Genomic DNA, 22,901 nt, shown 5'->3' with positions numbered 1-22,901 from the left:
GAGGGGGCATATTTTATGAGGTGAATACTAATGGTGGCAAAAAGTGCTTATATTCATATTCCTTTTTGTGTAAAAATCTGTACGTATTGTGATTTCAATAAATATTTCATCCAAAATCAGCCTGTCGATCTATATTTGGCGTGCTTGGTCGAGGAGATGAAACAATCCAAAGCATCTCAATTAGAGACGTTATTTGTCGGTGGTGGCACGCCTACCGCATTATCTGAATCCCAATTAGAATATTTATTACAAGCAATTCAAGACCAGTTTGATATTAAAGGGGAATACACCTTTGAAGCGAATCCGGACGAACTGACAGAAGAAAAAGTGGCGCTATTGAAACGATACGGTGTGAATCGACTCTCACTTGGCGTACAAACTTTTGACGATACTTTACTTCAAACATTAGGTCGCAGTCATCGTAAAGCTGATATTTATCAAGCGATAGACAATGCACGTCGACAAGGTATTTCATCCATTAGTTTAGATTTAATGTATCATTTGCCTGGTCAGAGTATGCAACAATTTCAAGAGAGTTTAGAAGAAGCACTCCGCCTTGATATCGACCATTTATCCAGTTATGGCTTAATTCTAGAACCCCAGACACAGTTTTATAATCAGTATCGTAAAGGGAAACTAAAAATGCCTAACGAAGATGTCGGTGCAGAAATGTATCAATATTTAATGAATCGTATGAAAAATAGCCCATTGCAGCAATACGAAATTTCTAACTTTGCTAAAAAAGGGCATGAATCTATCCACAATCAAGTCTATTGGAAAAATGAAAGCTATTATGGCTTTGGTGCAGGTGCGAGTGGTTATATTGGTGGGGTACGTTATACAAATGTTAATCCGGTCAATCACTACATTAAAAAAATCCAACAACATGAATTTCCGCGTTTAACTGAAACGACTCCGACTGTTAAAGAACAAATTGAAGAAGAAATGTTTCTAGGATTAAGAATGAATACCGGTGTTGATAAAATAAAGTTCCAAAAGAAATATCATCAAACAATTGAAGCTATCTATGCAAAAGAAATCATCTCTTTGGAAGGTCAAAATCTCATTGACCAAACCGATACACACATCGCTTTAACGGATAAAGGAAGAATTGTCGGAAACACGGTGTTTGAGGCATTTATTCAAGTATAAAAAGTTTTTTGAGAAATGATGCTTTAACATTGACTTACTTTGACCAATTTGATAAATTATAATTAGCACTTACAGAGAAAGAGTGCTAATGAGGTGAAAAACATGATTACGCCAAGGCAATTGAAGATTTTAACTGCAATTGTTGAAGATTATGTTGACTTAGGACAACCTATTGGATCTAACACATTAATACAAAGGCACAATGTGGATGTCAGTCCTGCGACGATTCGTAATGACATGAAGACACTAGAAGAAAATTCACTCATCACTAAAACACATTTTTCTTCTGGTCGAATCCCTTCAGAAGCAGGATTTAGACTCTATGCCAATCATTTGTTAGAACAACCCTATAATTTTGAAATGCAAGGTAGTCTTGATATTCATCAGATGTTAGTGAATCATCATTATGATTTATCATCGACATTAGACACCTTTGCAAAAGTGTTTTCAAATCAAGCACATTATACCACTCTTGTTATAGGACCTGATCACTCAAAGGCCTCTATACTGGATGTGCATTTGATGAAGTTAAATCCACACCATTTAATCGTAGTGATGATTGATGAGACGGGACAAGTGAAACATCTGCATGTGACAAGCGATCAACCTTATGCTGATCATTCGATCATTAAAGTATCCAACTATCTATCTGCGAACGTGCGTCAATTTTTTGATGGTAATGATGTGCAATCCATAGAAGTGTATCGCATGCTGGGATTTAATGCAGAAGAGGCAGATTTAATCGTTCGTATTTTACACATGTTGCATCAGTACCGTAACAATCAATCTACGCGTGTTTATTTAGGTGGTAAACATCAACTCATTGAAGGATTAAACGAGTCGACTGTGGCGTCCATACAACCTATATTAAAATATATTGAGTCCGATCGTATTGCTGATGTGATTCATCATATGTCTGACCAATTGATTAATGTACGTATTGGGACCGATATTGAACAAAATTTACACGGCATTGCGATATTAAGCCGATCATATCAAATAGATAAAGATTTAACAGGTCATATTGCTGTTATTGGTCCTACTGCTATGCATTATCATAATGTGATACAATTGTTGAGTCGGATTTCATAACGAGGTGATACGAAATGTTTAAACGTAATGGAGGTTTGAAAATGTCAGAGGAAAAAGACGTGCGTAAGGACGAAGAAATCAAAGAAACTGAGTCACAAGAAACAACAGAAACTTCAGAACTAGAAGTGGAAAATGAACAAGTTGCAGTAAATCAAGACTCTGAGAACGAAAATGATGCAAGCAATGATGAAAAGCAAGATCTTAAAGATGAGGAAATTGCTTCTTTAAAAGCTGAAGTTGATGCGAAAGAAGAACAATATTTGCGTTTATATGCAGAATTTGAAAATTATAAAAGACGTATTCAAAACGAAGCGCAAACACAAAAGAGATATCAGGCACAAAAAGTACTTACTGATGTATTGCCAGCACTTGATAATTTTGAACGTGCTCTAAAAATTGAAGGTGATGATGAATCATTTAACGCACTGAAAAAAGGTGTGGAAATGGTTTACGAGAGCCTATTAAAAGCACTAGAAGATAATGGATTAGAAAAAATCAAAACAGAAGGTGAACAGTTTGATCCGAACTTCCATCAAGCAGTCATGCAAGATGAAAATCCGGATTTTGAATCTGGACAAATTACCGAAGAATTACAAGCTGGCTATCAGTTGAAAGATAGAGTGTTACGTGCTTCAATGGTAAAAGTAAATCAATAATTTTGACGAAGAAAACCATTTATGTGAAAATAATTGTGTTTGAAAATTAGGAGGAATTTGACTATGAGTAAAGTAATTGGAATTGACTTAGGTACAACAAACTCTTGTGTATCAGTATTAGAAGGTGACGAACCTAAAGTTATTCAAAACCCTGAAGGCGCTAGAACTACACCATCTGTTGTTGCATTTAAAAATGGTGAAACACAAGTTGGGGAAGTTGCTAAACGTCAGGCAATCACAAACCCTAATACAATCCAATCTATTAAACGTTACATGGGTACAGACCATAAAGAAAATATTGACGGTAAATCTTATACACCTCAAGAAATTTCTGCAATGATTTTACAAAACTTAAAAAGCACTGCAGAAAGCTACTTAGGTGAAAAAGTTGAAAAAGCGGTTATTACAGTTCCTGCTTACTTCAATGATGCAGAACGTCAAGCGACTAAAGATGCGGGTAAAATCGCTGGTCTTGAAGTTGAACGTATCATCAACGAACCAACAGCTGCAGCATTAGCTTACGGTTTAGACAAAACTGACAAAGATGAAAAAGTACTTGTATTCGACCTTGGTGGTGGCACTTTCGACGTATCTATTCTTGAATTAGGTGACGGTGTATTCGAAGTATTAGCAACAGCTGGTGACAATAAACTTGGTGGGGACGATTTTGACCAAGTGATTATTGATTACTTAGTACAACAATTCAAATCTGAAAATGGTGTCGACTTATCACAAGATAAAATGGCATTACAACGTTTAAAAGATGCTGCTGAGAAAGCGAAAAAAGACTTATCAGGTGTATCTTCAACACAAATTTCATTACCATTTATCTCAGCTGGTGAAGCGGGTCCATTGCATTTAGAAACAACTTTAAGCCGTGCGAAATTTGAAGAATTGGCATATGATCTTGTACAAAAAACGATGGGACCTACACGTCAAGCAATGAAAGATGCCGGTCTTTCAAACGCTGACATTGATGAAGTCATCTTAGTTGGTGGTTCAACACGTATTCCTGCAGTACAAGAAGCAATTAAAAAAGAAATTGGTAAAGAACCAAACAAAGGTGTTAACCCTGATGAAGTTGTTGCGATGGGTGCAGCAATCCAAGGTGGGGTTATCACTGGTGATGTTAAAGATGTTGTATTATTAGACGTAACACCACTATCATTAGGTATCGAAATTATGGGTGGTCGTATGAATACGTTAATTGAAAGAAACACAACGATTCCAACATCTAAATCTCAAGTTTACTCTACAGCAGCAGATAACCAACCAGCTGTAGACATTCACGTTTTACAAGGTGAACGTCCAATGGCATCAGATAACAAAACATTAGGTCGTTTCCAATTAACTGATATTCCACCAGCACCACGTGGCGTACCTCAAATCGAAGTAACATTTGATATCGATAAAAACGGTATTGTAAATGTAACTGCAAAAGACTTAGGTACAAATAAAGAACAAAACATTACAATCGAATCATCTTCTGCATTATCTGATGAAGAAATCGATCGTATGGTAAAAGATGCTGAACAAAACGCTGAAGCAGATAAAAAACGTCGTGAAGAAGTAGATTTAAGAAATGATGCGGATCAACTTGTATTCCAAGTCGACAAAACATTGAAAGACTTAGGCGACAATGTGAGCGAAGAAGATAAAAAAGAAGCTGAAGCGAAAAAAGACGAACTAAAAACTGCATTAGAAGGTAGCGACATTGAAGACATTAAAGCGAAAAAAGAAGCTTTAGAACAAGTCGTGCAACAATTATCAATGAAAGTTTATGAGCAAGCACAACAAGCTGCACAACAGGGTGGCGAGAATACTTCTCAAAACGATAGTACTGTTGAAGATGCAGAATTTAAAGAAGTAGACGACGACGACAATCAACAAAAATAGGTCATTCGATCATATAAATTGACTGTAAAAGGTCGCTCAAAGGGGCTAGGACATTCAATCGTCCCAGCCTCTTTTTATTCAAAAAATCAAATCAAAAGGAGAGAGTGCATTGGCAAAACGAGATTATTACGAAGTCCTTGGCGTGTCGAAAAGTGCGAGTAAAGATGAAATCAAAAAAGCCTACCGTAAATTATCGAAAAAATACCATCCAGATATTAATAAAGAAGAAGGTTCAGATGAGAAATTTAAAGAAATCTCTGAGGCCTATGAAGTATTAAGTGACGAAAATAAACGTGCGCAATACGATCAGTTTGGTCATAGTGGCCCTCAAGGTGGCTTTGGACAGGGATTTGGTGGTCAAGACTTCTCTGGATTCGGTGGTGGCGGCTTTGAAGATATCTTTAGCCAGTTCTTTGGTGGTGCACAACGTCAACGTGATCCGAATGCGCCACGTCGCGGAGACGATCTTCAATACACAATGACTGTCACTTTTGATGAAGCTGTATTCGGTACAAAGAAAGAAATTTCAATTCGAAAAGAAGTGACATGTCATACATGTGGTGGCGAAGGTGCTAAACCAGGTACTAAAAAGAAAACATGTTCATACTGTCATGGGGCAGGTCACGTTTCTGTCGAACAAAATACTATTTTAGGACGTGTGAGAACTGAAAAAGTTTGTCCTGAATGTAATGGTACTGGCGAAGAATTTGAAGAACCATGTCCAACATGTCACGGTAAAGGTACAGAATTAAAAAATGTTAAACTTGAAGTGACGGTGCCTGAAGGTGTCGATAATGATCAACAAATTCGTTTAGCAGGACAAGGTGGACCAGGTGAAAATGGCGGACCAGCTGGTGATCTTTTTGTGATTTTCCGTGTGCAGCCATCTGATAAATTCACACGTGAAGGCGATGACATTCTATACAATCACAATATTAGCTTTGCACAAGCCGCGTTAGGTGACGAAGTTAAAATTCCAACATTAAAAGGGCATGTTATGCTAACAGTGCCTGAGGGAACGCAAACAGGTAAACAATTTAGACTTAAAGGTAAAGGGATTAAAAATGTCCACGGTTATGGCTATGGTGATTTATTTGTTAACATCCGTGTTCAAACACCAACTGGCCTTAACGAGCGCCAACGTGAATTGTTAAAAGAATTTGCCGAAATGTCTGGAGAAACAGTGAACGAACAACCTTCAAATTTTAAAGATAAAGCACGTCGTTTTTTTAAAGGAGAATAACCCATGAATTGGATCGAACTTTCAGTAACTGTTAACCAAGCGGCAGAATCTATCGCCACTGAAATTTTACAAGAAGCAGGTTCTAACGGTGTTGCGATTGAAGACTCAAGTGAGATTTCTAAAATTCGAGAAGATCGTTTTGGAGAAATTTTTGAACTTAATCCAGCTGACTATCCAGAGCAACATATGATTGTTAAAGCTTATTTTAATGATTTACAATATGACGAAACATTGAAAAATAACATATTTTCAAAACTTCAAGCTTCACCCTTAATAGACCCAGATGTGTTGATGATAGAACAAAAGTTCGTCCAAGAGTCTGATTGGGAAAACGAATGGAAAAATTACTTTCATCCATTTCAAGCATCTGAACGCTTTTTCATCGTACCTAGTTGGGAATCTGTCGAGCGTGATGATACGCAGCTTTATATTGAATTGGATCCAGGTATGGCCTTTGGTACTGGAGATCATCCAACGACAAGTATGTGTCTCAAAGCGCTTGAGCAGATTGTCAAACCAGAGCACCGTGTCATTGATGTCGGCACGGGTTCAGGTATTTTAAGTGTCGCTTCATATTTATTAGGGGCGCAATCAATTAAAGCGACAGACTTAGATGAAATGGCTGTCCAAGTTGCAAAAGAAAACTTTGAAAAGAATCATTGTTTAGACGCGATTGAAACGGCAACAGGTAATTTACTGACAGAAGAAAAGGGCCAATATGATGTCGTTATTGCTAACATTTTAGCGCACATCATTGAAAAAATGGTTCAAGATGCATATGATCATTTAAACCCTGAAGGCTATTTTATCACTTCTGGTATTATTGAAGAGAAACGTGAGTCTGTTCAAACGTTAATGGAAGAAACAGGGTTCACAATTAAAGAAGTTAAAAACGATGAAGGTTGGATTTGTATCATCGGTCAGAAGGTGAATTAACATGCAAAGATACTTTTTAAATGAAAACGCTGAGCAGCATCAGCGTTTTTTTATCACTAACAATAATGATATACATCATATTAAAAGTGTGATGAGACAAAACGTTGGCGACGCACTCATTATTAACTTTTTAAATGCCGTCACGTATCGCTGCAAAATTATTGATATTGAAGCGCAACGTATTACGATTGAAACTGTGGAACGTATTGAAGTAGAAACGGAGCTCCCTTTGAATATTACAATTTGTAGCGGTTTAATTAAAGGCGATAAATACGAATGGTTACTACAAAAAGCGACTGAACTTGGAGCGACATCGTTCATCATTACCCAAATGGATCGTTCTGTCGTGAAACTGAATCAACAAAAAGCTGCCAAAAAGGTTGAACGTTGGCAAAAAATAGTGAAAGAAGCGGCAGAACAAAGTTATCGTCAAGCCGTGCCTCAAGTGAAATTTGTCTCGAATTTACACGAAATATATGATATGATAGGTCAATATGATTGTGTGCTTATGGCATATGAAGCGGCTGCTAAACAAAATGAACGCGCTCTGTTTAAGCAACAATTACGTCAATTCAAACACGGGTCCCATGTATTATTATTATTCGGCCCAGAAGGTGGTTTTTCTGAAAATGAAATCGCACTTTTTGAAGATGTTGCACAAAGCGTAGGGCTAGGACCTCGTATTTTACGTGCTGAAACAGCGCCACTTTATGCATTAAGTGCCATAAGCTACGAAATAGAATTAATGGGGTGAATCTATGTCTACAGTTGCCTTTCATACATTAGGGTGTAAAGTAAACCATTATGAAACTGAAGCAATTTGGCAGTTATTTAAAGATGCAGAATATAACCGTGTGGATTTTGAACAAAATGCGGACGTATTCGTGATTAATACATGTACAGTAACAAATACAGGTGATAAAAAGAGTCGCCAAATTATTCGACGTGCGATTCGACAAAATCCTGATGCGGTTATATGTGTGACAGGATGTTATGCACAAACGTCATCAGCTGAAATTATGGAAATTCCTGGTGTCGATATTGTTGTCGGTACTCAAGATCGTCATAAATTATTAGATTACATCGATACGTATCAAGATGAACGTCAACCGATTAACGGTGTAAGCAATATTATGAAAAATCGTACATACGAAGAGTTAGATGTCCCATATTTTACAGATCGAACACGTGCATCTCTTAAAATTCAAGAAGGTTGTAATAACTTTTGTACGTTCTGTATTATTCCATGGGCACGTGGTTTAATGCGTTCAAGAGACCCAAAAAAGGTAATTGAACAAGCGACACAACTCGTTAACTCAGGGTATAAAGAAATTGTGCTCACTGGTATTCATACTGGGGGCTACGGTCAAGACTTGAAAGACTACAACCTAGCACAATTGTTAAGAGATTTAGAAACAGTTGATGGCTTAGAACGTATTCGTATTTCTTCAATCGAAGCGAGCCAATTAACGGATGAAGTGATTGAAGTATTGCAACAGTCACAAAAAGTAGTACGTCATTTACACATTCCACTTCAATCGGGCTCAGACAGTGTGCTCAAACGTATGCGCCGTAAATATTCAATGGCTCATTTTTCTGAACGTATTCAAAAATTACACGCTGCGTTACCTGGTTTAGCCGTTACAAGCGATGTTATTGTTGGTTTCCCAGGTGAGACTGAAGCAGAATTTCAAGAAACGTATGATTTTATCGTTAACCATCATTTTTCTGAATTACACGTCTTTCCATATTCACCACGAATTGGTACACCTGCTGCACGTATGGATGATCAAATTGATGAAGAAATTAAAAATGAACGTGTCCATAAATTGATTGAATTGAGCAATCAACTTGCTAAAACTTATGCTTCAAAATTTGAAAATGATGTATTAGAAGTAATTCCGGAAGAAAAAGGTTCTCAAGACGGCTTACTCGTTGGCTATGCAGATAACTATATGAAAGTTGAATTTGTAGGTGACGAATCTCTTATTGGACAAATTTGCAAAGTGAAAGTGACACAAGCCGGTTATCCAATCAATCAAGGGACATTACTACGTGTCGTTGAACATGCGACGAATGCTTCAGAAAATGAAAAGGTGTTAAATTAGCCCATAATTTAACATACTACTCGAGTAAATTGTTTGCTTTTATTTACATTTTTTATTATCACGTAAAAAAGATTCATATTCTGTAAAAAAATGTAAATTTGAAGATTGACCGAGAAAAAGATTTAATTTATACTATTCATTACATGGTTACTTACTGTGTAAATGATGAATAAAAGTTTTTTTGATATTTGGAGGGAGGGAAATACAGATGTCTAAAACAGTAGTCCGCAAAAACGAATCATTAGAAGATGCTTTACGTCGTTTTAAACGCTCAGTTTCAAAAAGCGGTACAATTCAAGAAGTTCGCAAACGCGAATTTTATGAAAAACCAAGCGTAAAACGCAAAAAGAAATCTGAAGCTGCGCGTAAACGTAAGTTCAGATAATCATTCAATGTGTTGAACTCCCTCAACATTCAAATAATGATATATTGCAACACACTCTCACTAATAAGAGAGTGTGTTGTTTTATTTTGCTATTTTCAAATAGGTTTGAAGTGTAAAATACAGAGATTAGGCAAAAAGTGTTGCTTGATCTCCTTTTTGTATGAACTATAAAATTATCTAGCAATATATAGACAGATAAATAATTATTATGCTTATGAAATTGTTTGTTTTTCAAAGCATCATGATTTACAATTTATCCATTTATTGGTATACTTTTTATATCAAGAGTAGGAGGTAATTAGAAAATGAAAAATATTTTTAAAGTTTCAGCACTTTCTATTTCACTAGGATTAGTCGGCTTAGCGGGGTCTCAAGCTTATGCAGCAGAAGGAACACCGGAAACACAATCAAATGATTTTGATGGAGTTAACTATGTTCACAATGAGAACGTTTTTTCACAATACGATATGATCAATGAAGAAGCGTTAAAACAAGCACAACCTAAAACAGCAACACAATCAACAAAAGCAACGAGCCGTACACACAATGAAAACATTTTTTCACAATACGATATGATCAATGAAGAAGCGTTAAAACAAGCACAACCTAAAACAGCAACACAACCAACAAAAGCAACGAGCCGTACACACAACGAGAACGTTTTTTCACAATACGATATGATCAATGAAGAAGCGTTAAAACAAGCACAACCTAAAACAACAACACAATCAACAAAAGCAACGAGCCGTACACACAACGAGAACATTTTTTCACAATACGATATGATTAATGAAGAAGCGTTAAAACAAGCACAACCTAAAACAGCAACACAACCAACAAAAGCAACGAGCCGTACACACAACGAGAACGTTTTTTCACAATACGATATGATTAATGAAGAAGCATTAAAACAAGCACAACCTAAAACAGCAACACAACCAACAAAAGCAACGAGCCGTACACACAACGAGAACGTTTTTTCACAATACGATATGATCAATGAAGAAGCATTAAAACAAGCACAACCTAAAACAGCAACACAATCAACAAAAGCAACGAGCCGTACACACAACGAGAACATTTTTTCAGCATATGACATGATTAACTAATTTGATAGCATATACTATATGTGTTATTTTATTAAGCGTGTAAATTTAGAGTTATCGTGATTATTATGTTTAATTAATTATTAAATATCGCCACATCTTGTCCTTTTATGACATGATGTGGCTTTGCTTCGTTTTACCTAACATATCTGATACTATATTGATTACATACTGCTTACGTCTACTAGTGGATGTGTTTAAACTAGACTTATATTAACAATAAATATTTGAAAATTCATTCTACTACATTTGGATATATCAATACTTTACTGAAAGGTTTTTGTATGAAATTCTATTAGAATACACTTTTTTAATGTATACTACATAGAGGAGAGTTAAATGTGTATAATGCTTTATATATGAGCCTTGACACTGGAGGAATGCCAATTGCTTTTTTTCAATCAACTAGGAGAGATTTTAACTTCTCAAATGCTTTCTCTTATTTTAATTTGTATTGTTTTTCTTGGATGTTTGTATCAACTTTATTCACGGAGAATTAATTTTTCTGGAATTATAGCGCTTTTTGCCTTATTGTTTTTATTTTTAGGTTTTATCATCCAAGGTAGTTTTACATTGATTACATTGATGTTGTTTGTTATTGGTGTGCTCTTACTTTTGGTTGAATTGTTTGTATTTGGTGCAGTGTTAGGTATTATTGGCATTACACTTATTATTATAAGCTTTGTTACGCTTGGTGATAATTTATCAATGATGTTATTTAATGTCGTGTTTGCATCAATTTTGACATTAATCGAGTGGGTGGTTTTAGTGAAATTTTTCAAAAAAAGTATAGCGATATTTGACAAAGTAGTATTAAAAGATTCAACGAGTAAAGAATCTGGCTACACATCTCATAATGATCGCTCTCATCTCGTTGGCGAAATTGCAGTGAGTTATACTGATTTACGTCCTTCAGGTATTATTATTTTGAACAACGAGCGTATTGATGCTGTTTCTGAAGGTTCTTTTATTAGTAAAGACATGAAAGTTGCAATCATTGAGGTTGAGGGTACACGTGTCGTTGTAAGAGAAATTTAAATATAAGGAGCGAATGTCATGTTAACAAGTGGATTAATTACTTTCATTGTTATTGCCGTATTAATAATTGTTGCGTTATTAATTTTATTTTCGTTTGTCCCAGTCGGCTTATGGATTTCTGCATTAGCTGCTGGTGTAAAAGTAGGAATTGGTACATTAGTAGGGATGCGTTTACGTCGTGTGTCACCGCGTAAAGTCATTGGCCCACTCATTAAAGCGCATAAAGCAGGTTTACATTTAACAACAAACCAACTTGAGTCTCACTATTTAGCAGGTGGGAACGTGGATCGTGTTGTTGATGCGAATATCGCGGCGCAACGTGCGGATATTAATTTACCGTTCGAACGTGGTGCAGCTATCGATTTAGCAGGTCGTGACGTATTAGAAGCTGTACAAATGTCAGTCAACCCTAAAGTCATTGAAACACCATTTATTGCGGGTGTTGCGATGAACGGGATTGAAGTAAAGGCAAAAGCGCGTATTACTGTACGTGCAAACATTTCACGCTTAGTCGGTGGTGCGGGTGAAGATACGATTATTGCCCGTGTAGGTGAAGGGATTGTCTCAACAATTGGTTCTAGTGAACACCATACACAAGTTTTAGAAAACCCTGATAACATTTCTAAAACTGTTTTAAGTAAAGGTTTAGATTCAGGAACAGCCTTTGAAATTTTATCTATTGATATTGCTGACGTAGATATTAGTAAAAACATTGGTGCCGACTTACAAACTGAACAAGCCATTGCAGATAAAAACATTGCACAAGCCAAAGCGGAAGAGCGTCGTGCGATGGCCGTTGCACAAGAGCAAGAAATGAAGGCACGTGTACAAGAAATGCATGCTAAAGTAGTCGAAGCAGAGGCACAAGTACCTCTAGCATTAGCAGAAGCATTGCGTTCTGGTAATATCGGTGTAAAAGATTATTATAATCTAAAAAATATTGAAGCAGATACAGGGATGAGAGAAGCCATTAATAAAAGCACTCAAAACAATAACTCAACACCTGAACAGTAATTGAGGTGATTAGATGAGCATTGGAACGATTATATTTATTATCACCATTGCTATTTCTTTATTTAGTGCAGTTAGTGATAAAAGTCATGAGAAACGCCAAAAACAAAACAAACCTCAAAACAACAAAAAGGAAACAGCACCTCAAAAAAGTGGCGGTTTCCTAGAGAATGTCCAACAAAAGCTTGAAGAGTTTGAAAGAGAACTTTCAGATTTTGATGAACCAAACGAACCGTCTCAGCCACAACCAGCACAACAACTGAAACGTAAAAAGACGGTAAGACCTGAACCTACTCAATTCGAAAAACAAGCTGAAGCGACAAAGCCAAAAACGCAAGAAAATCAAAAGCAGGCTATAGAAATGCAACAAATGTTGGATCAACATATGCGTGAACTCGATCAACAACTTGATAAAGAAAGACAAAAGCGAATTGCACACATTGAAAGACGCGCCAAAAATATCATTCAAGATGATTATTTATCGCATCGTACAAAGCAATTTAAATTAAAGCAATTGTTGGAAGAAAACAATACAACTGCTATCCAACAAGGCGATTTAACATTTTCTAATAATGAGGTCGTGAATGGGCTCATTTGGTCAGAAGTTTTAAACCGACCAAAGCAGTTATAAAACTCTCTTAAGATGAGGCAAGAAATGATTTCAGTAGAGCAGCTGAGATTGTCGCTTGCCTCATTTGTTTTGCTCTTTAATTATTAAATAAATGTAGAAATATTTCATGAAGCACGGTATCTCTTCAATGAAAAATGTACATAGCTTTTCAACCTTTAAAATGTTAAAATAGATTCCCTATAAAAATGCTGACAAGTTATCTTTCAACATATGAATTGAATGTGAATAACAAGTAACAAACGGCGTAAACGTGCTATAATAAGTATGTAGCAGTCGCAAAAATATAAAACGCATCATACATGACAATTTGATACATTGATAATAAACAATATGAGCAAAGGAGTTACTTTATGCCGGAATTGATTCAGATCGACGACATCAACCAAGCACAAGCTTTATTAGGAAACAATGATGAACATATTCAACTTATTGAAGAAGCATTTGATGTTGTCATTCATGCCAGAGGACAAGAAGTTGCAGTTAAGGGCGAAAAGGTCAGCGCTGTAACAGAAGCTGAATCTGTGCTAATCAACTTATTGAAAGTCATCGAGCAAGGGGCATCTATTACTGTTAAAGATGTGCAAGCTGCAATTAAAATGGCTAAAAACGGACAAATTGAGCATCTCATTGATTTGTACGAAGAGGAGATTACTAAAGACGCATTCGGCAAAACGATTCGAGCTAAAACGATGGGACAACGGATGTATATCCATGCAATGAAAAATAATGATTTAGTGTTCGGAATTGGGCCTGCTGGAACAGGTAAAACATTTTTAGCCGTCGTTTTTGCTGCAAAAGCGTTACGTGCAGGACAAGTGAAACGTCTTGTCTTAACACGTCCAGCCGTAGAAGCGGGGGAATCACTTGGCTTTCTACCAGGTGACTTAAAAGAGAAGGTGGATCCATATTTACGTCCGCTATATGATGGTTTAAATACCGTTTTAGGGACGGAACAAACGGCACGGCTCATTGAACGTGGCGTCATCGAAATTGCACCACTTGCCTACATGCGTGGTAGAACGTTAGAAGATGCGTTTGTCATTTTAGACGAAGCGCAAAATACGACACATGCACAGATGAAAATGTTTTTAACGCGACTTGGATTCGGTTCTAAAATGGTTGTCACTGGAGATAAAACACAGATCGATTTACCTCGTGGTGTTAAAAGTGGTCTGATTGAAGCTGAACAACGCTTAAAAAATATTAAAGGGCTCGCGATTCAACATTTAGACCAAGCTGATGTGGTCCGTCATCCGCTAGTAGGTCAAATCATCAGTAGATATGAGGAGGACTAATTGATGTTTACAATTGATTTTAGTGACCATACCGATCAAGTGAAAGATGACTGGTACACACAGATTCGAGATGTGTTAGAATTCGCTAAAAATGAAGAGGGCATTGATGAAGACGCCGAACTTTCTGTCACTTTTGTAGATAAAGCTGAGATTCAAGAGATTAATCGTGATTACCGTCAAAAGGATAAAGTCACAGATGTCATTTCGTTTGCCTTTGAAGAAGAGGAAGACATTTTTGAAGGTATGGATGTCCCCCGCGTGTTAGGAGACATCATTATTTGTACGGATGTCGCAGCGGAACAGGCAGAACAATACGGACATTCTTTTGAACGTGAACTCGGCTTTTTAGCACTTCATGGCTTTTTACATTTGTTAGGCTATGATCATATGACAGAAGAAGACGAAAAGGTCATGTTTGGGCGCCAAAAAGACATTTTAAATCAATTTGGATTGACGAGAGACTAATGTTCAACCGTTTTAAATATGCCTTTCAAGGGTGCCGAACGATTTTAATTAAAGATCGAAACTTTTTATATCATCTTATCATAGCATTCTTAATACTCATTTTAGGATGGGCACTGCCATTAAGTACAATAGAATGGCTCTTCATCATTTTAGCGATATTTCTTGTCATTATTACGGAAGCTATCAATACTGCAATAGAATATGTTGTCGATTTGGCGACGCAAGATTTTCACATTTTCGCAAAACATGCTAAAGACGTGGCAGCATTTAGTGTCTTACTTGCATCACTCTTTGCATTTATTGTAGGTTGCATCATTTTTATACCGAAATTCGTTTCATTTTTTTAAGAGGAGAAGATAAACATGGGCTATACAGATAAACATTACACAGAGGTTAGAAAAGCACAACAAAAAGCTTATGCGCCATACAGTCAATTTAAAGTTGGCGCATACTTAGTCACTAAAGATGGACAAACTTTCCATGGCGCCAACGTTGAAAATGCCGCGTATCCCTCATGTATTTGTGCAGAACGTTCCGCATTAGTGGCGGCAATCTCGCAAGGATACAAACCAGGAGATTTTGAATCAATCACTATCACAGTAGACAGTCCAGAACTTGCATCACCATGTGGACCTTGTCGACAAGTAATTCATGAGCTTTGTGATGACGATATGCCAGTGTATATGACGAACCAAACGGGTGAAATGCGTGAAGCAACAGTAGCCGAACTATTACCATATGGATTTTCAGGAAAGGATTTAAATTTATGAGTGAATATAAGTCAGGATTTGTGACCATTATTGGACGCCCGAATGTAGGGAAATCAACGTTTGTCAATCGTGTTATTGGTCACAAAATCGCGATTATGTCGGATAAAGCGCAAACAACGCGTAATAAAATTCAAGGTGTGATGACACAACAAGACGCACAAATCGTCTTTCTAGATACACCTGGTATTCATAAACCAAAACATAAATTAGGTGACTATATGATGAAAGTTGCTAAAAACACACTTTCTGAAATTGATGCGGTCATGTTTATGGTCAATGTTAATGAAGAAATTGGTCGCGGAGATGAATACATTATGGAAATGTTAAAAACGGTTAAAACACCTGTCTTTTTAGTGCTGAACAAAATCGATTTAGTTCATCCAGATGCTTTAATGCCAAGAATCGAACAATATCAACGTTATATGGATTTTGCAGAAATTATCCCTATCTCTGCTTTAGAAGGACATAACGTCGACCATTTCATCAATGTACTTAAATCCTATTTACCAGAAGGCCCGCAATACTATCCTGATGGCCAAATTTCAGATCATCCTGAACAATTTGTAGTGAGTGAGCTCATTCGTGAAAAGATTTTACAAACGACTAGTGAGGAAATTCCACATGCTATTGGTGTCAACGTTGAACGTATGACTCAGGAATCCGAAGATCGGGTGCATATTGAAGCGGTCATATATGTGGAACGTGACTCACAAAAAGGCATCGTTATTGGTAAAGGCGGTAAAAAACTGAAAGAAGTAGGTAAGCGCGCGCGTTTGGATATTGAACATTTGCTAGGTTCTAAAGTTTATTTAGATTTATGGGTGAAAGTTCAAAAAGATTGGCGTAACAAATCAAGCTTTATTAAGCAAATGGGCTATGTAGAAGATGAATAATCGTTAATTAGAGGTGGTGATGAAGTGCTCGTTAAACAAAAAGGCATCATTATAAAAGCAGTCGATTATGGTGAGTCTGACAAAATCATTACTATCTTAAATGAACATGGGGCAAAAGTGCCGCTCATGGTCCGCCGTGCTAAAAAGATTAAATCCGGTCTCCAAGCTACAACTCAAATTTTTGTACAAGGTTTGTTTATTTATAATCAGTGGAAAGGGATGGGGACGCTCACTTCCGTTGACGTCCTCAATCTTAATTATGAACTTCGCCAAGACATTTATGCGCACAGTTATGCCAGTTTATGTTTGGAAACGATTGATCGTGCGATGGAAACCGATGAAATCAATCCAACAATGTATCGATTGTTGGATTTCGCTTTTGATCGTTTTCAACAAGGTGTATCACCACAACTGATTGCAAATATTGTGATGTTAAAATGTATGCCTCGTTTTGGCTTTGATGTAGATTTATCGAAATGCGTCATGACAGGTGAGACCAATCCTGCAAAGTTGACGCATTTTAGTTTTAAATTTGATGGTATTATTGCAACAGAAGTCACACATCGCGATCCACATGCATTACCTCTATCAAATAAAACCATTTATTTAACGTATGTTTTAAAAGATTTACCGTTAGACAAAATCAATGCATTGCGTATTCAAGATGCAATTGTTGAAGAAATGTCTAAGTTCATCTTATTGTTATATAAAGAATATGCAGGGATGTATTTTAAAAGTCAACGGTTGATTAATCAATTGAATCGACTAAAGGTCACGGATAGCACTGATGATTGATATGTTGAGGGGAGAGATAAAAAATTTTGTCATCATCATCTTCAGTTTTCAATTGATTTTTAACTATAGATATAAACATAGTAGATAGAGGGTAGGAAAACTTAATGGTCTACCCAAATTAAAGATTAAACCGTTATTTCTCAAATTTGTCATTCATATCAAAAACCTCGCCCGATAGTTCGCATCATTGGACGAGGTTTTTTATTCGATATTAATTAGAATTTAACTTTTTCAGCTAAGAATGCATTAAGTTCGCTAATTGGCATACGGACTTGTTCCATTGTGTCACGGTCACGTACAGTCACTTGTTGATCTTCTAATGAATCAAAGTCAAATGTAATACAGTATGGCGTTCCGATTTCGTCTTGACGACGGTAACGTTTACCAATAGATTGAGATTCGTCAAAGTCTACTACAAAGTCTTCACTCAATTGTTCGTAAACTTTAATCGCATCTGCAGACAATTTTTTACTTAGCGGTAATACAGCAGCTTTATACGGCGCGATAGCAGGGTGGAAGTGAAGAACAGTACGTGCATCTTTGTTTCCTTCAACCCCTTCTTCATCATAGGCATCACATAAAAATGCTAATGTCACACGGTCTGCACCTAATGAAGGCTCGATACAATAAGGAATATATTTTTCATTTGTTTCAGGATCGTGATAGCTGAAGTCTTCACCAGAATGTTCGCTATGTTTTTTTAAGTCAAAATCTGTACGACTCGCGATACCCCATAGTTCGCCCCAACCAAATGGGAAGCGGTATTCGATATCAGTTGTCGCGTTTGAGTAATGTGATAATTCATCTTCATCGTGGTCACGTAAACGCGTATTTTCTTTAGCCAACCCTAAACTTTCAAGCCAATTTGCCGCAAAATCTTTCCAATAGTTTTGCCATTCAATTTCAGTTCCTGGTTTACAGAAGAATTCAAGTTCCATTTGTTCGAATTCACGTGTACGGAAAATGAAGTTACCTGGTGTGATCTCATTACGGAATGATTTACCGATTTGACCAATACCAAATGGCAATTTTTTACGCATTGAACGTTGAACATTTTTATAGTTAACGAAAATACCTTGTGCAGTTTCTGGACGTAAGAAAATTTCGTTTGTAGAATCTTCAGTTACACCTTGGAATGTTTTGAACATTAAGTTGAATTGACGGATGTCTGTCCAGTTTGCAGTACCACTAACAGGACACGTAATGCCTTCTTCATCAATAATACGTTTCATTTCATCAAAACTTAAACCGTCCGCTATAAAGTTTTCGTCACCTTTCACGTTAGCCATATAATCTTCAATTAACTTGTCCGCGCGATAACGAATTTTACTGTCTTTATTATCAATCATCGGATCGTTAAAGTTACCTAAGTGACCTGAAGCTTCCCAAGTTTTAGGGTTCATTAAAATAGCAGCATCTAAACCAACGTTATAAGGGGACTGTGTAATAAACTTTTTCCACCATGCTTTTTTAACGTTGTTTTTAAGCTCAACACCTAGAGGACCGTAATCCCAAGTGTTTGCTAAGCCACCATAAATTTCACTACCTGGGAAAACAAACCCTCTATGCTTAGCCAGTTGTACAATCGTATCCATGTTTTTCTTTTCCATATTTTACACTCCTTAAAAATTAAAAAAATCCCAAGCCAAAGAATTAACTTTGCCTTGGGACGAATTATTAGAATAATCCGCGGTTCCACCCAAATTAGTGTAGCCACTCACTTTTATTTAAATTGAATCGTTACGCCAAATCAAAGTGTTAAGCTTTCACCGTCCTTAACTCGCTTTATTTTTAATTTTAAATTATACGAAAAGGAAAGGCAAGGAAAAACATAATTGTCTGATAATCCATAACAAGTTATAATGGAAATTGTATTCAATAAAAAGATGCATTGATTTACGCCACATGATTATTCCTTGCGATGTGACATATTTATTGTTTTTTCGATGATGAACATAGATGCGCATCAGAAAGGAGTCAATTCGAGTAACAAATGATGATACGAAATGTAAAAAATATAGTGCTAATATGTAAAAAGGGGGCACTTCTGCTATTTAATTAGCATAACCGCTTATTTGTCGGTTTTAAATAGACAGAGACTCAGATAGAACTCAATTCAAGACAGGAACACATTGTTGAAATTGTAAAGTCTGATGGACCTATTACTGGAGAAAAAATTGCGGAACAACTGAATTTAACACGTGCAACATTACGCCCAGACCTTGCTATTTTAACAATGGCAGGATTTTTAGAGGCAAGACCACGCGTCGGTTATTTTTATTCAGGAAAATCGAGCTCGCAACTTTTGACCGAAAAATTTAAAAAATATGTTGTTAAAGATTACCAATCCCAGCCCGTCATTTTAAAAAGTAATGTTACCGTTTATGAAGCGATTTGTTCAATTTTTATTGAAGATGTAGGAACATTATTTATCGTTAATGAAGATAATGAACTTGTCGGCGTATGTTCAAGAAAATATTTGCTTAGAGCGTCGATGGCAGGACAAGATATTCATTCGATGCCTGTTAATATCATTATGACACGTATGCCGAATATTGTATTACTTAAAGAAAATGACCTCGTACTTTATGCTGCGAGACAGATGATTCATAAAGAAATCGACTCAATACCTATTGTAAGAGAAAAAGATAACGGCAAATTTGAAGTCACTGGCCGTATCTCCAAAACAACGATTACGAAATTATTTGTATCGTTGTTCGATTAGTAGGAGGATAATCTATGACGAATGTAAAAATCATTATTGCTTCAGACTCAGTGGGAGAAACAGCTGAGTTAGTCGCAAAAGCGTGTATGTCTCAATTTAATTATAGCGATTGTTCAAATCATATTCTTCGCTATCCTTATATTGAAACGAAAGAAAATATAGATGAAGTCATAGCGGTTGCTAGAGAAGTAGAATCTATTATTATCTATACACTCGTGAAACCAGATATTAGAGCGCATATTCAAGAAAATATCGACAAATATGGCCTCAAATCCGTTGATGTCATGGGACCAATGCTCAATGTAATGGAAGATACATTTCACAAAAAACCATTGAATGAGCCGGGTGTCGTGCATAAATTAGATGAGGATTACTTTAAAAAAATTGAAGCAATGGAATTTGCAGTGAAATACGACGATTGTAAAGATCCAAAAGGGTTGCCTAAAGCGGACATTGTGCTTATCGGTATCTCTCGTACATCAAAGACGCCTATCTCACAATATTTAGCGCATAAACGTTATAAAGTGATGAATGTCCCGATTGTCCCTGAAGTGACACCGCCGGAATCATTATTTGAAGTGGACCCGAAAAAATGTGTAGCGCTCAAAATTAGTTCCGATAAATTAAATGCTATTCGAAAAGAGAGATTAAAACAACTTGGCTTATCAGATTCAGCACGTTATGCAACTGACCAACGTATCGCTGAAGAGTTAGCGTATTTCAATCAAATCGTCGAACGTATTGGTTGCCCAGTACTCGATGTTTCAAATAAAGCAATTGAAGAGACGGCGAATAACATTATTCAAATTATTGAGCATAATCATTCCTTTACGAGCGAATAAGTTGTATAATGTTACAACTATGTGTAAATTGTACCTATAACATAGAGATGAATGGTGATACAAGGTGATGACATGAGAATACCACAAAATACGATTGAAGAAATTAAGCAGCAGTCTGATATACTCGACATTGTAAGTGAATATGTAAAGCTTGAAAAAAGAGGGCGCAATTATATCGGTTTGTGTCCTTTTCATGATGAGAAGACCCCATCGTTCACTGTTTCTGAAGATAAGCAAATTTGTCATTGCTTTGGGTGTAAAAAGGGAGGCAATGTCTTTCAGTTTATTCAAGAAATTGAAAATATATCCTTTACAGAAGCTGTCCAACATCTCGGCGAACGTGTCAATATAAAGGTTGATATTGAGGAAACAAATGATGATATGCATATCGCTTCTGATGATTTAAAGATGATTCAAATGCATGAAGAGATATTGTCATATTATCATTATTTGTTGAAAAAAACTGTTGAAGGTGAACAAGCTTTAAATTATTTATATGAACGTGGCTTTACAGATGATATGATTGATGCGCGTAAAATTGGCTTTGCACCTGATTCATCCCATTTTGCTACGGATTTCATGGAAAAGAAAGGTTATGATTTACAGCTAGGCTATGAGGCTGGCATTTTGTCCCGTAATGACACAGATTTTAATTACTACGATCGCTTCCGGAATCGTATTATTTTCCCACTTGCTAATGCACAAGGACGTATCGTAGGCTATTCTGGTCGAACGTACACAGAGCAAGAACCGAAGTACTTGAATAGTCCAGAATCACCTATTTTCCAAAAGCGCAAACTGTTATACAACTTGTCTGAAGCACGCAAAAGTATTCGTCAAAAAGATGAAGTCATTCTTCTTGAAGGTTTTATGGATGTGATTAAAGCAGATGATGCAGGTTTGAAAAATGTGGTAGCAAGTATGGGCACACAGCTTTCTAATGAACATATCACATTTTTAAAGAAGCTCTGTAGTCACGTCACGTTAATGTTTGATGGGGACTTTGCGGGTATCGAAGCGACAATGAAAACAGGACAACAACTTTTACAACAACAGTTTAACGTTTATGTCGTACAATTACCGTCAAAAATGGATCCAGATGAATATATTATGAAATACGGTGCGGAGAAGTTTAATAGTTTTGTGAATACCGAGAAAAAGGCATTTGTTAGCTTCAAACTTCAACAACATCAGCATGAGATTCAAAACAATGATTTAGCATATGAAAAGTACTATCACATGTTTGTTGAAGATGCTGCGTTGATTTCATCTCATATTTTAAGAAATAAAGTCGTACAAAATGCTTCAGAATTGTTTAAAGTGAGCGCTGATAGTCTAAATAAGGAAGTAGAAAGTGTTCACCCACAACAACATTTTGAACAAGCCGGACCTATTCCGATACAAACGACGCAGTGGATGCAACATAATAAATATGAAAAAGCTGAACGTGCAATTTTAAAGCATTTCATTATGGATAAAGAAGTATTTTTAAGTTTTTATCAAGATATTGATGAAACAGACTTTACAAATGAATATTTTAAACGTATATTTATTACCTTACGAGAATTTTATTCAAAATTTGATTCGTTTACGATGAGCGAATTTGTCACATATATAGATCACGACATATTAAAAGAAGTGTTGATATATTTATGGGATTATCCACTTAACCGGGAACCGTATGAAAACGAGATCGCTGACTATATTCAAGTGATGACTGAACATCGCTATTCTGAATCGATTGAATCACTCCACGAAAAATTGCGAGAAGCGACACGTGTAGGAGATATTGCATCTCAAAAATACTTTTTAGAGATGATTGTTAACAAAAATAGAGCTAGATTGAAGAGTCAAGAATAATT

General features: G+C 36.3%; 23 protein-coding genes. 22 read left to right on the top strand and 1 reads right to left on the bottom strand.

Going from position 1 to position 22,901, the window contains the following annotated elements:
* Positions 1-30: 30 nt before the first annotated feature.
* The 19 genes from hemW (at position 31) to recO (ending at position 17,472) form a co-directional block, all read left to right on the top strand.
* Positions 31-1,152 carry a radical SAM family heme chaperone HemW gene (gene hemW / locus BJK46_RS03650; RefSeq protein ID WP_037542850.1) on the top strand — a complete coding sequence of 374 codons (1,122 nt, stop codon included), beginning with the start codon at positions 31-33 and terminating at the stop codon, positions 1,150-1,152.
* A gap of 102 nt (positions 1,153-1,254) precedes the next feature.
* Complete coding sequence (gene hrcA, locus BJK46_RS03645) at positions 1,255-2,244, top strand: heat-inducible transcriptional repressor HrcA (protein ID WP_037542851.1); 990 nt, start codon at positions 1,255-1,257, stop codon at positions 2,242-2,244.
* 14 nt (positions 2,245-2,258) lie between these two features.
* Positions 2,259-2,900: a nucleotide exchange factor GrpE gene (grpE, locus tag BJK46_RS03640; protein WP_014613775.1), complete on the top strand. Its 642-nt coding sequence runs from the start codon at positions 2,259-2,261 to the stop codon at positions 2,898-2,900.
* 63 nt (positions 2,901-2,963) lie between these two features.
* Entirely contained in the window at positions 2,964-4,796 is a 1,833-nt protein-coding gene (gene dnaK / locus BJK46_RS03635) for a molecular chaperone DnaK (RefSeq protein WP_103263710.1), read from the top strand.
* 109 nt (positions 4,797-4,905) lie between these two features.
* Positions 4,906-6,039 carry a molecular chaperone DnaJ gene (gene dnaJ / locus BJK46_RS03630; protein ID WP_015729251.1) on the top strand — a complete coding sequence of 378 codons (1,134 nt, stop codon included), beginning with the start codon at positions 4,906-4,908 and terminating at the stop codon, positions 6,037-6,039.
* A 3-nt stretch (positions 6,040-6,042) separates the two neighbouring features.
* The gene (prmA, locus tag BJK46_RS03625; RefSeq protein ID WP_014613778.1) at positions 6,043-6,975 is read left to right on the top strand and encodes a 50S ribosomal protein L11 methyltransferase; all 933 of its coding nucleotides are present in this window, start codon (positions 6,043-6,045) and stop codon (positions 6,973-6,975) included.
* 1 nt (position 6,976) lies between these two features.
* Positions 6,977-7,729 (top strand): 16S rRNA (uracil(1498)-N(3))-methyltransferase, encoded by a 753-nt coding sequence (locus tag BJK46_RS03620; RefSeq protein WP_014613779.1) that lies wholly within the window; start codon positions 6,977-6,979, stop codon positions 7,727-7,729.
* Positions 7,730-7,733: 4 nt separating this feature from the next.
* Positions 7,734-9,083: a tRNA (N(6)-L-threonylcarbamoyladenosine(37)-C(2))-methylthiotransferase MtaB gene (gene mtaB, locus BJK46_RS03615; RefSeq protein ID WP_015729250.1), complete on the top strand. Its 1,350-nt coding sequence runs from the start codon at positions 7,734-7,736 to the stop codon at positions 9,081-9,083.
* Between the two features lie 208 nt (positions 9,084-9,291).
* On the top strand, positions 9,292-9,468 hold the full coding sequence (gene rpsU / locus BJK46_RS03610; RefSeq protein ID WP_002471046.1) for a 30S ribosomal protein S21: 177 nt from the start codon (positions 9,292-9,294) through the stop codon (positions 9,466-9,468).
* A 305-nt stretch (positions 9,469-9,773) separates the two neighbouring features.
* Positions 9,774-10,577: a hypothetical protein gene (locus BJK46_RS12400; RefSeq protein ID WP_242058974.1), complete on the top strand. Its 804-nt coding sequence runs from the start codon at positions 9,774-9,776 to the stop codon at positions 10,575-10,577.
* A 384-nt stretch (positions 10,578-10,961) separates the two neighbouring features.
* Complete coding sequence (locus tag BJK46_RS03600; protein ID WP_014613782.1) at positions 10,962-11,612, top strand: NfeD family protein; 651 nt, start codon at positions 10,962-10,964, stop codon at positions 11,610-11,612.
* A gap of 18 nt (positions 11,613-11,630) precedes the next feature.
* Entirely contained in the window at positions 11,631-12,626 is a 996-nt protein-coding gene (gene floA, locus BJK46_RS03595; protein ID WP_014613783.1) for a flotillin-like protein FloA, read from the top strand.
* A gap of 13 nt (positions 12,627-12,639) precedes the next feature.
* On the top strand, positions 12,640-13,254 hold the full coding sequence (locus tag BJK46_RS03590; protein WP_020219764.1) for a hypothetical protein: 615 nt from the start codon (positions 12,640-12,642) through the stop codon (positions 13,252-13,254).
* Positions 13,255-13,604: 350 nt separating this feature from the next.
* Complete coding sequence (locus BJK46_RS03585; protein WP_014613785.1) at positions 13,605-14,549, top strand: PhoH family protein; 945 nt, start codon at positions 13,605-13,607, stop codon at positions 14,547-14,549.
* A gap of 3 nt (positions 14,550-14,552) precedes the next feature.
* Complete coding sequence (gene ybeY, locus BJK46_RS03580) at positions 14,553-15,014, top strand: rRNA maturation RNase YbeY (protein ID WP_014613786.1); 462 nt, start codon at positions 14,553-14,555, stop codon at positions 15,012-15,014.
* The gene (locus BJK46_RS03575; RefSeq protein ID WP_014613787.1) at positions 15,014-15,361 is read left to right on the top strand and encodes a diacylglycerol kinase family protein; all 348 of its coding nucleotides are present in this window, start codon (positions 15,014-15,016) and stop codon (positions 15,359-15,361) included. Before ybeY ends, BJK46_RS03575 begins: the two co-directional genes overlap by 1 nt.
* Positions 15,362-15,376: 15 nt before the next feature.
* Positions 15,377-15,784: a cytidine deaminase gene (cdd, locus tag BJK46_RS03570; RefSeq protein WP_014613788.1), complete on the top strand. Its 408-nt coding sequence runs from the start codon at positions 15,377-15,379 to the stop codon at positions 15,782-15,784.
* Positions 15,781-16,677, top strand: coding sequence for a GTPase Era (era, locus tag BJK46_RS03565; protein WP_014613789.1), 897 nt, complete (start codon positions 15,781-15,783; stop codon positions 16,675-16,677). The genes cdd and era overlap by 4 nt, the downstream gene beginning before the upstream one ends.
* Before the next feature lie 24 nt (positions 16,678-16,701).
* Positions 16,702-17,472, top strand: coding sequence for a DNA repair protein RecO (gene recO, locus BJK46_RS03560; protein ID WP_015729246.1), 771 nt, complete (start codon positions 16,702-16,704; stop codon positions 17,470-17,472).
* A gap of 215 nt (positions 17,473-17,687) precedes the next feature.
* Here the strand turns inward: recO and BJK46_RS03555 are convergent, their stop codons facing one another.
* Positions 17,688-19,082, bottom strand: a complete 1,395-nt coding sequence (locus BJK46_RS03555) for a glycine--tRNA ligase (RefSeq protein ID WP_014613791.1) — start codon at positions 19,080-19,082, stop codon at positions 17,688-17,690.
* 494 nt (positions 19,083-19,576) lie between these two features.
* Between BJK46_RS03555 and ccpN the strand changes: the two genes are divergently transcribed.
* From ccpN to dnaG, 3 genes are all read left to right on the top strand, one after another.
* A complete protein-coding gene (ccpN, locus tag BJK46_RS03550; protein ID WP_112424779.1) occupies positions 19,577-20,197 on the top strand; it encodes a transcriptional regulator CcpN in 621 nt (206 codons plus the stop codon).
* A gap of 14 nt (positions 20,198-20,211) precedes the next feature.
* On the top strand, positions 20,212-21,039 hold the full coding sequence (locus tag BJK46_RS03545; RefSeq protein WP_014613793.1) for a pyruvate, water dikinase regulatory protein: 828 nt from the start codon (positions 20,212-20,214) through the stop codon (positions 21,037-21,039).
* Positions 21,040-21,111: 72 nt separating this feature from the next.
* On the top strand, positions 21,112-22,899 hold the full coding sequence (dnaG, locus tag BJK46_RS03540) for a DNA primase (RefSeq protein ID WP_014613794.1): 1,788 nt from the start codon (positions 21,112-21,114) through the stop codon (positions 22,897-22,899).
* Positions 22,900-22,901: the final 2 nt, after the last annotated feature.

Source organism: Staphylococcus pseudintermedius, from assembly GCF_001792775.2.
GTDB lineage: Bacteria > Bacillota > Bacilli > Staphylococcales > Staphylococcaceae > Staphylococcus > Staphylococcus pseudintermedius.
Note: the sequence above shows the minus strand (reverse complement) of the source record. Positions and strands in the feature narration are given on the sequence as shown.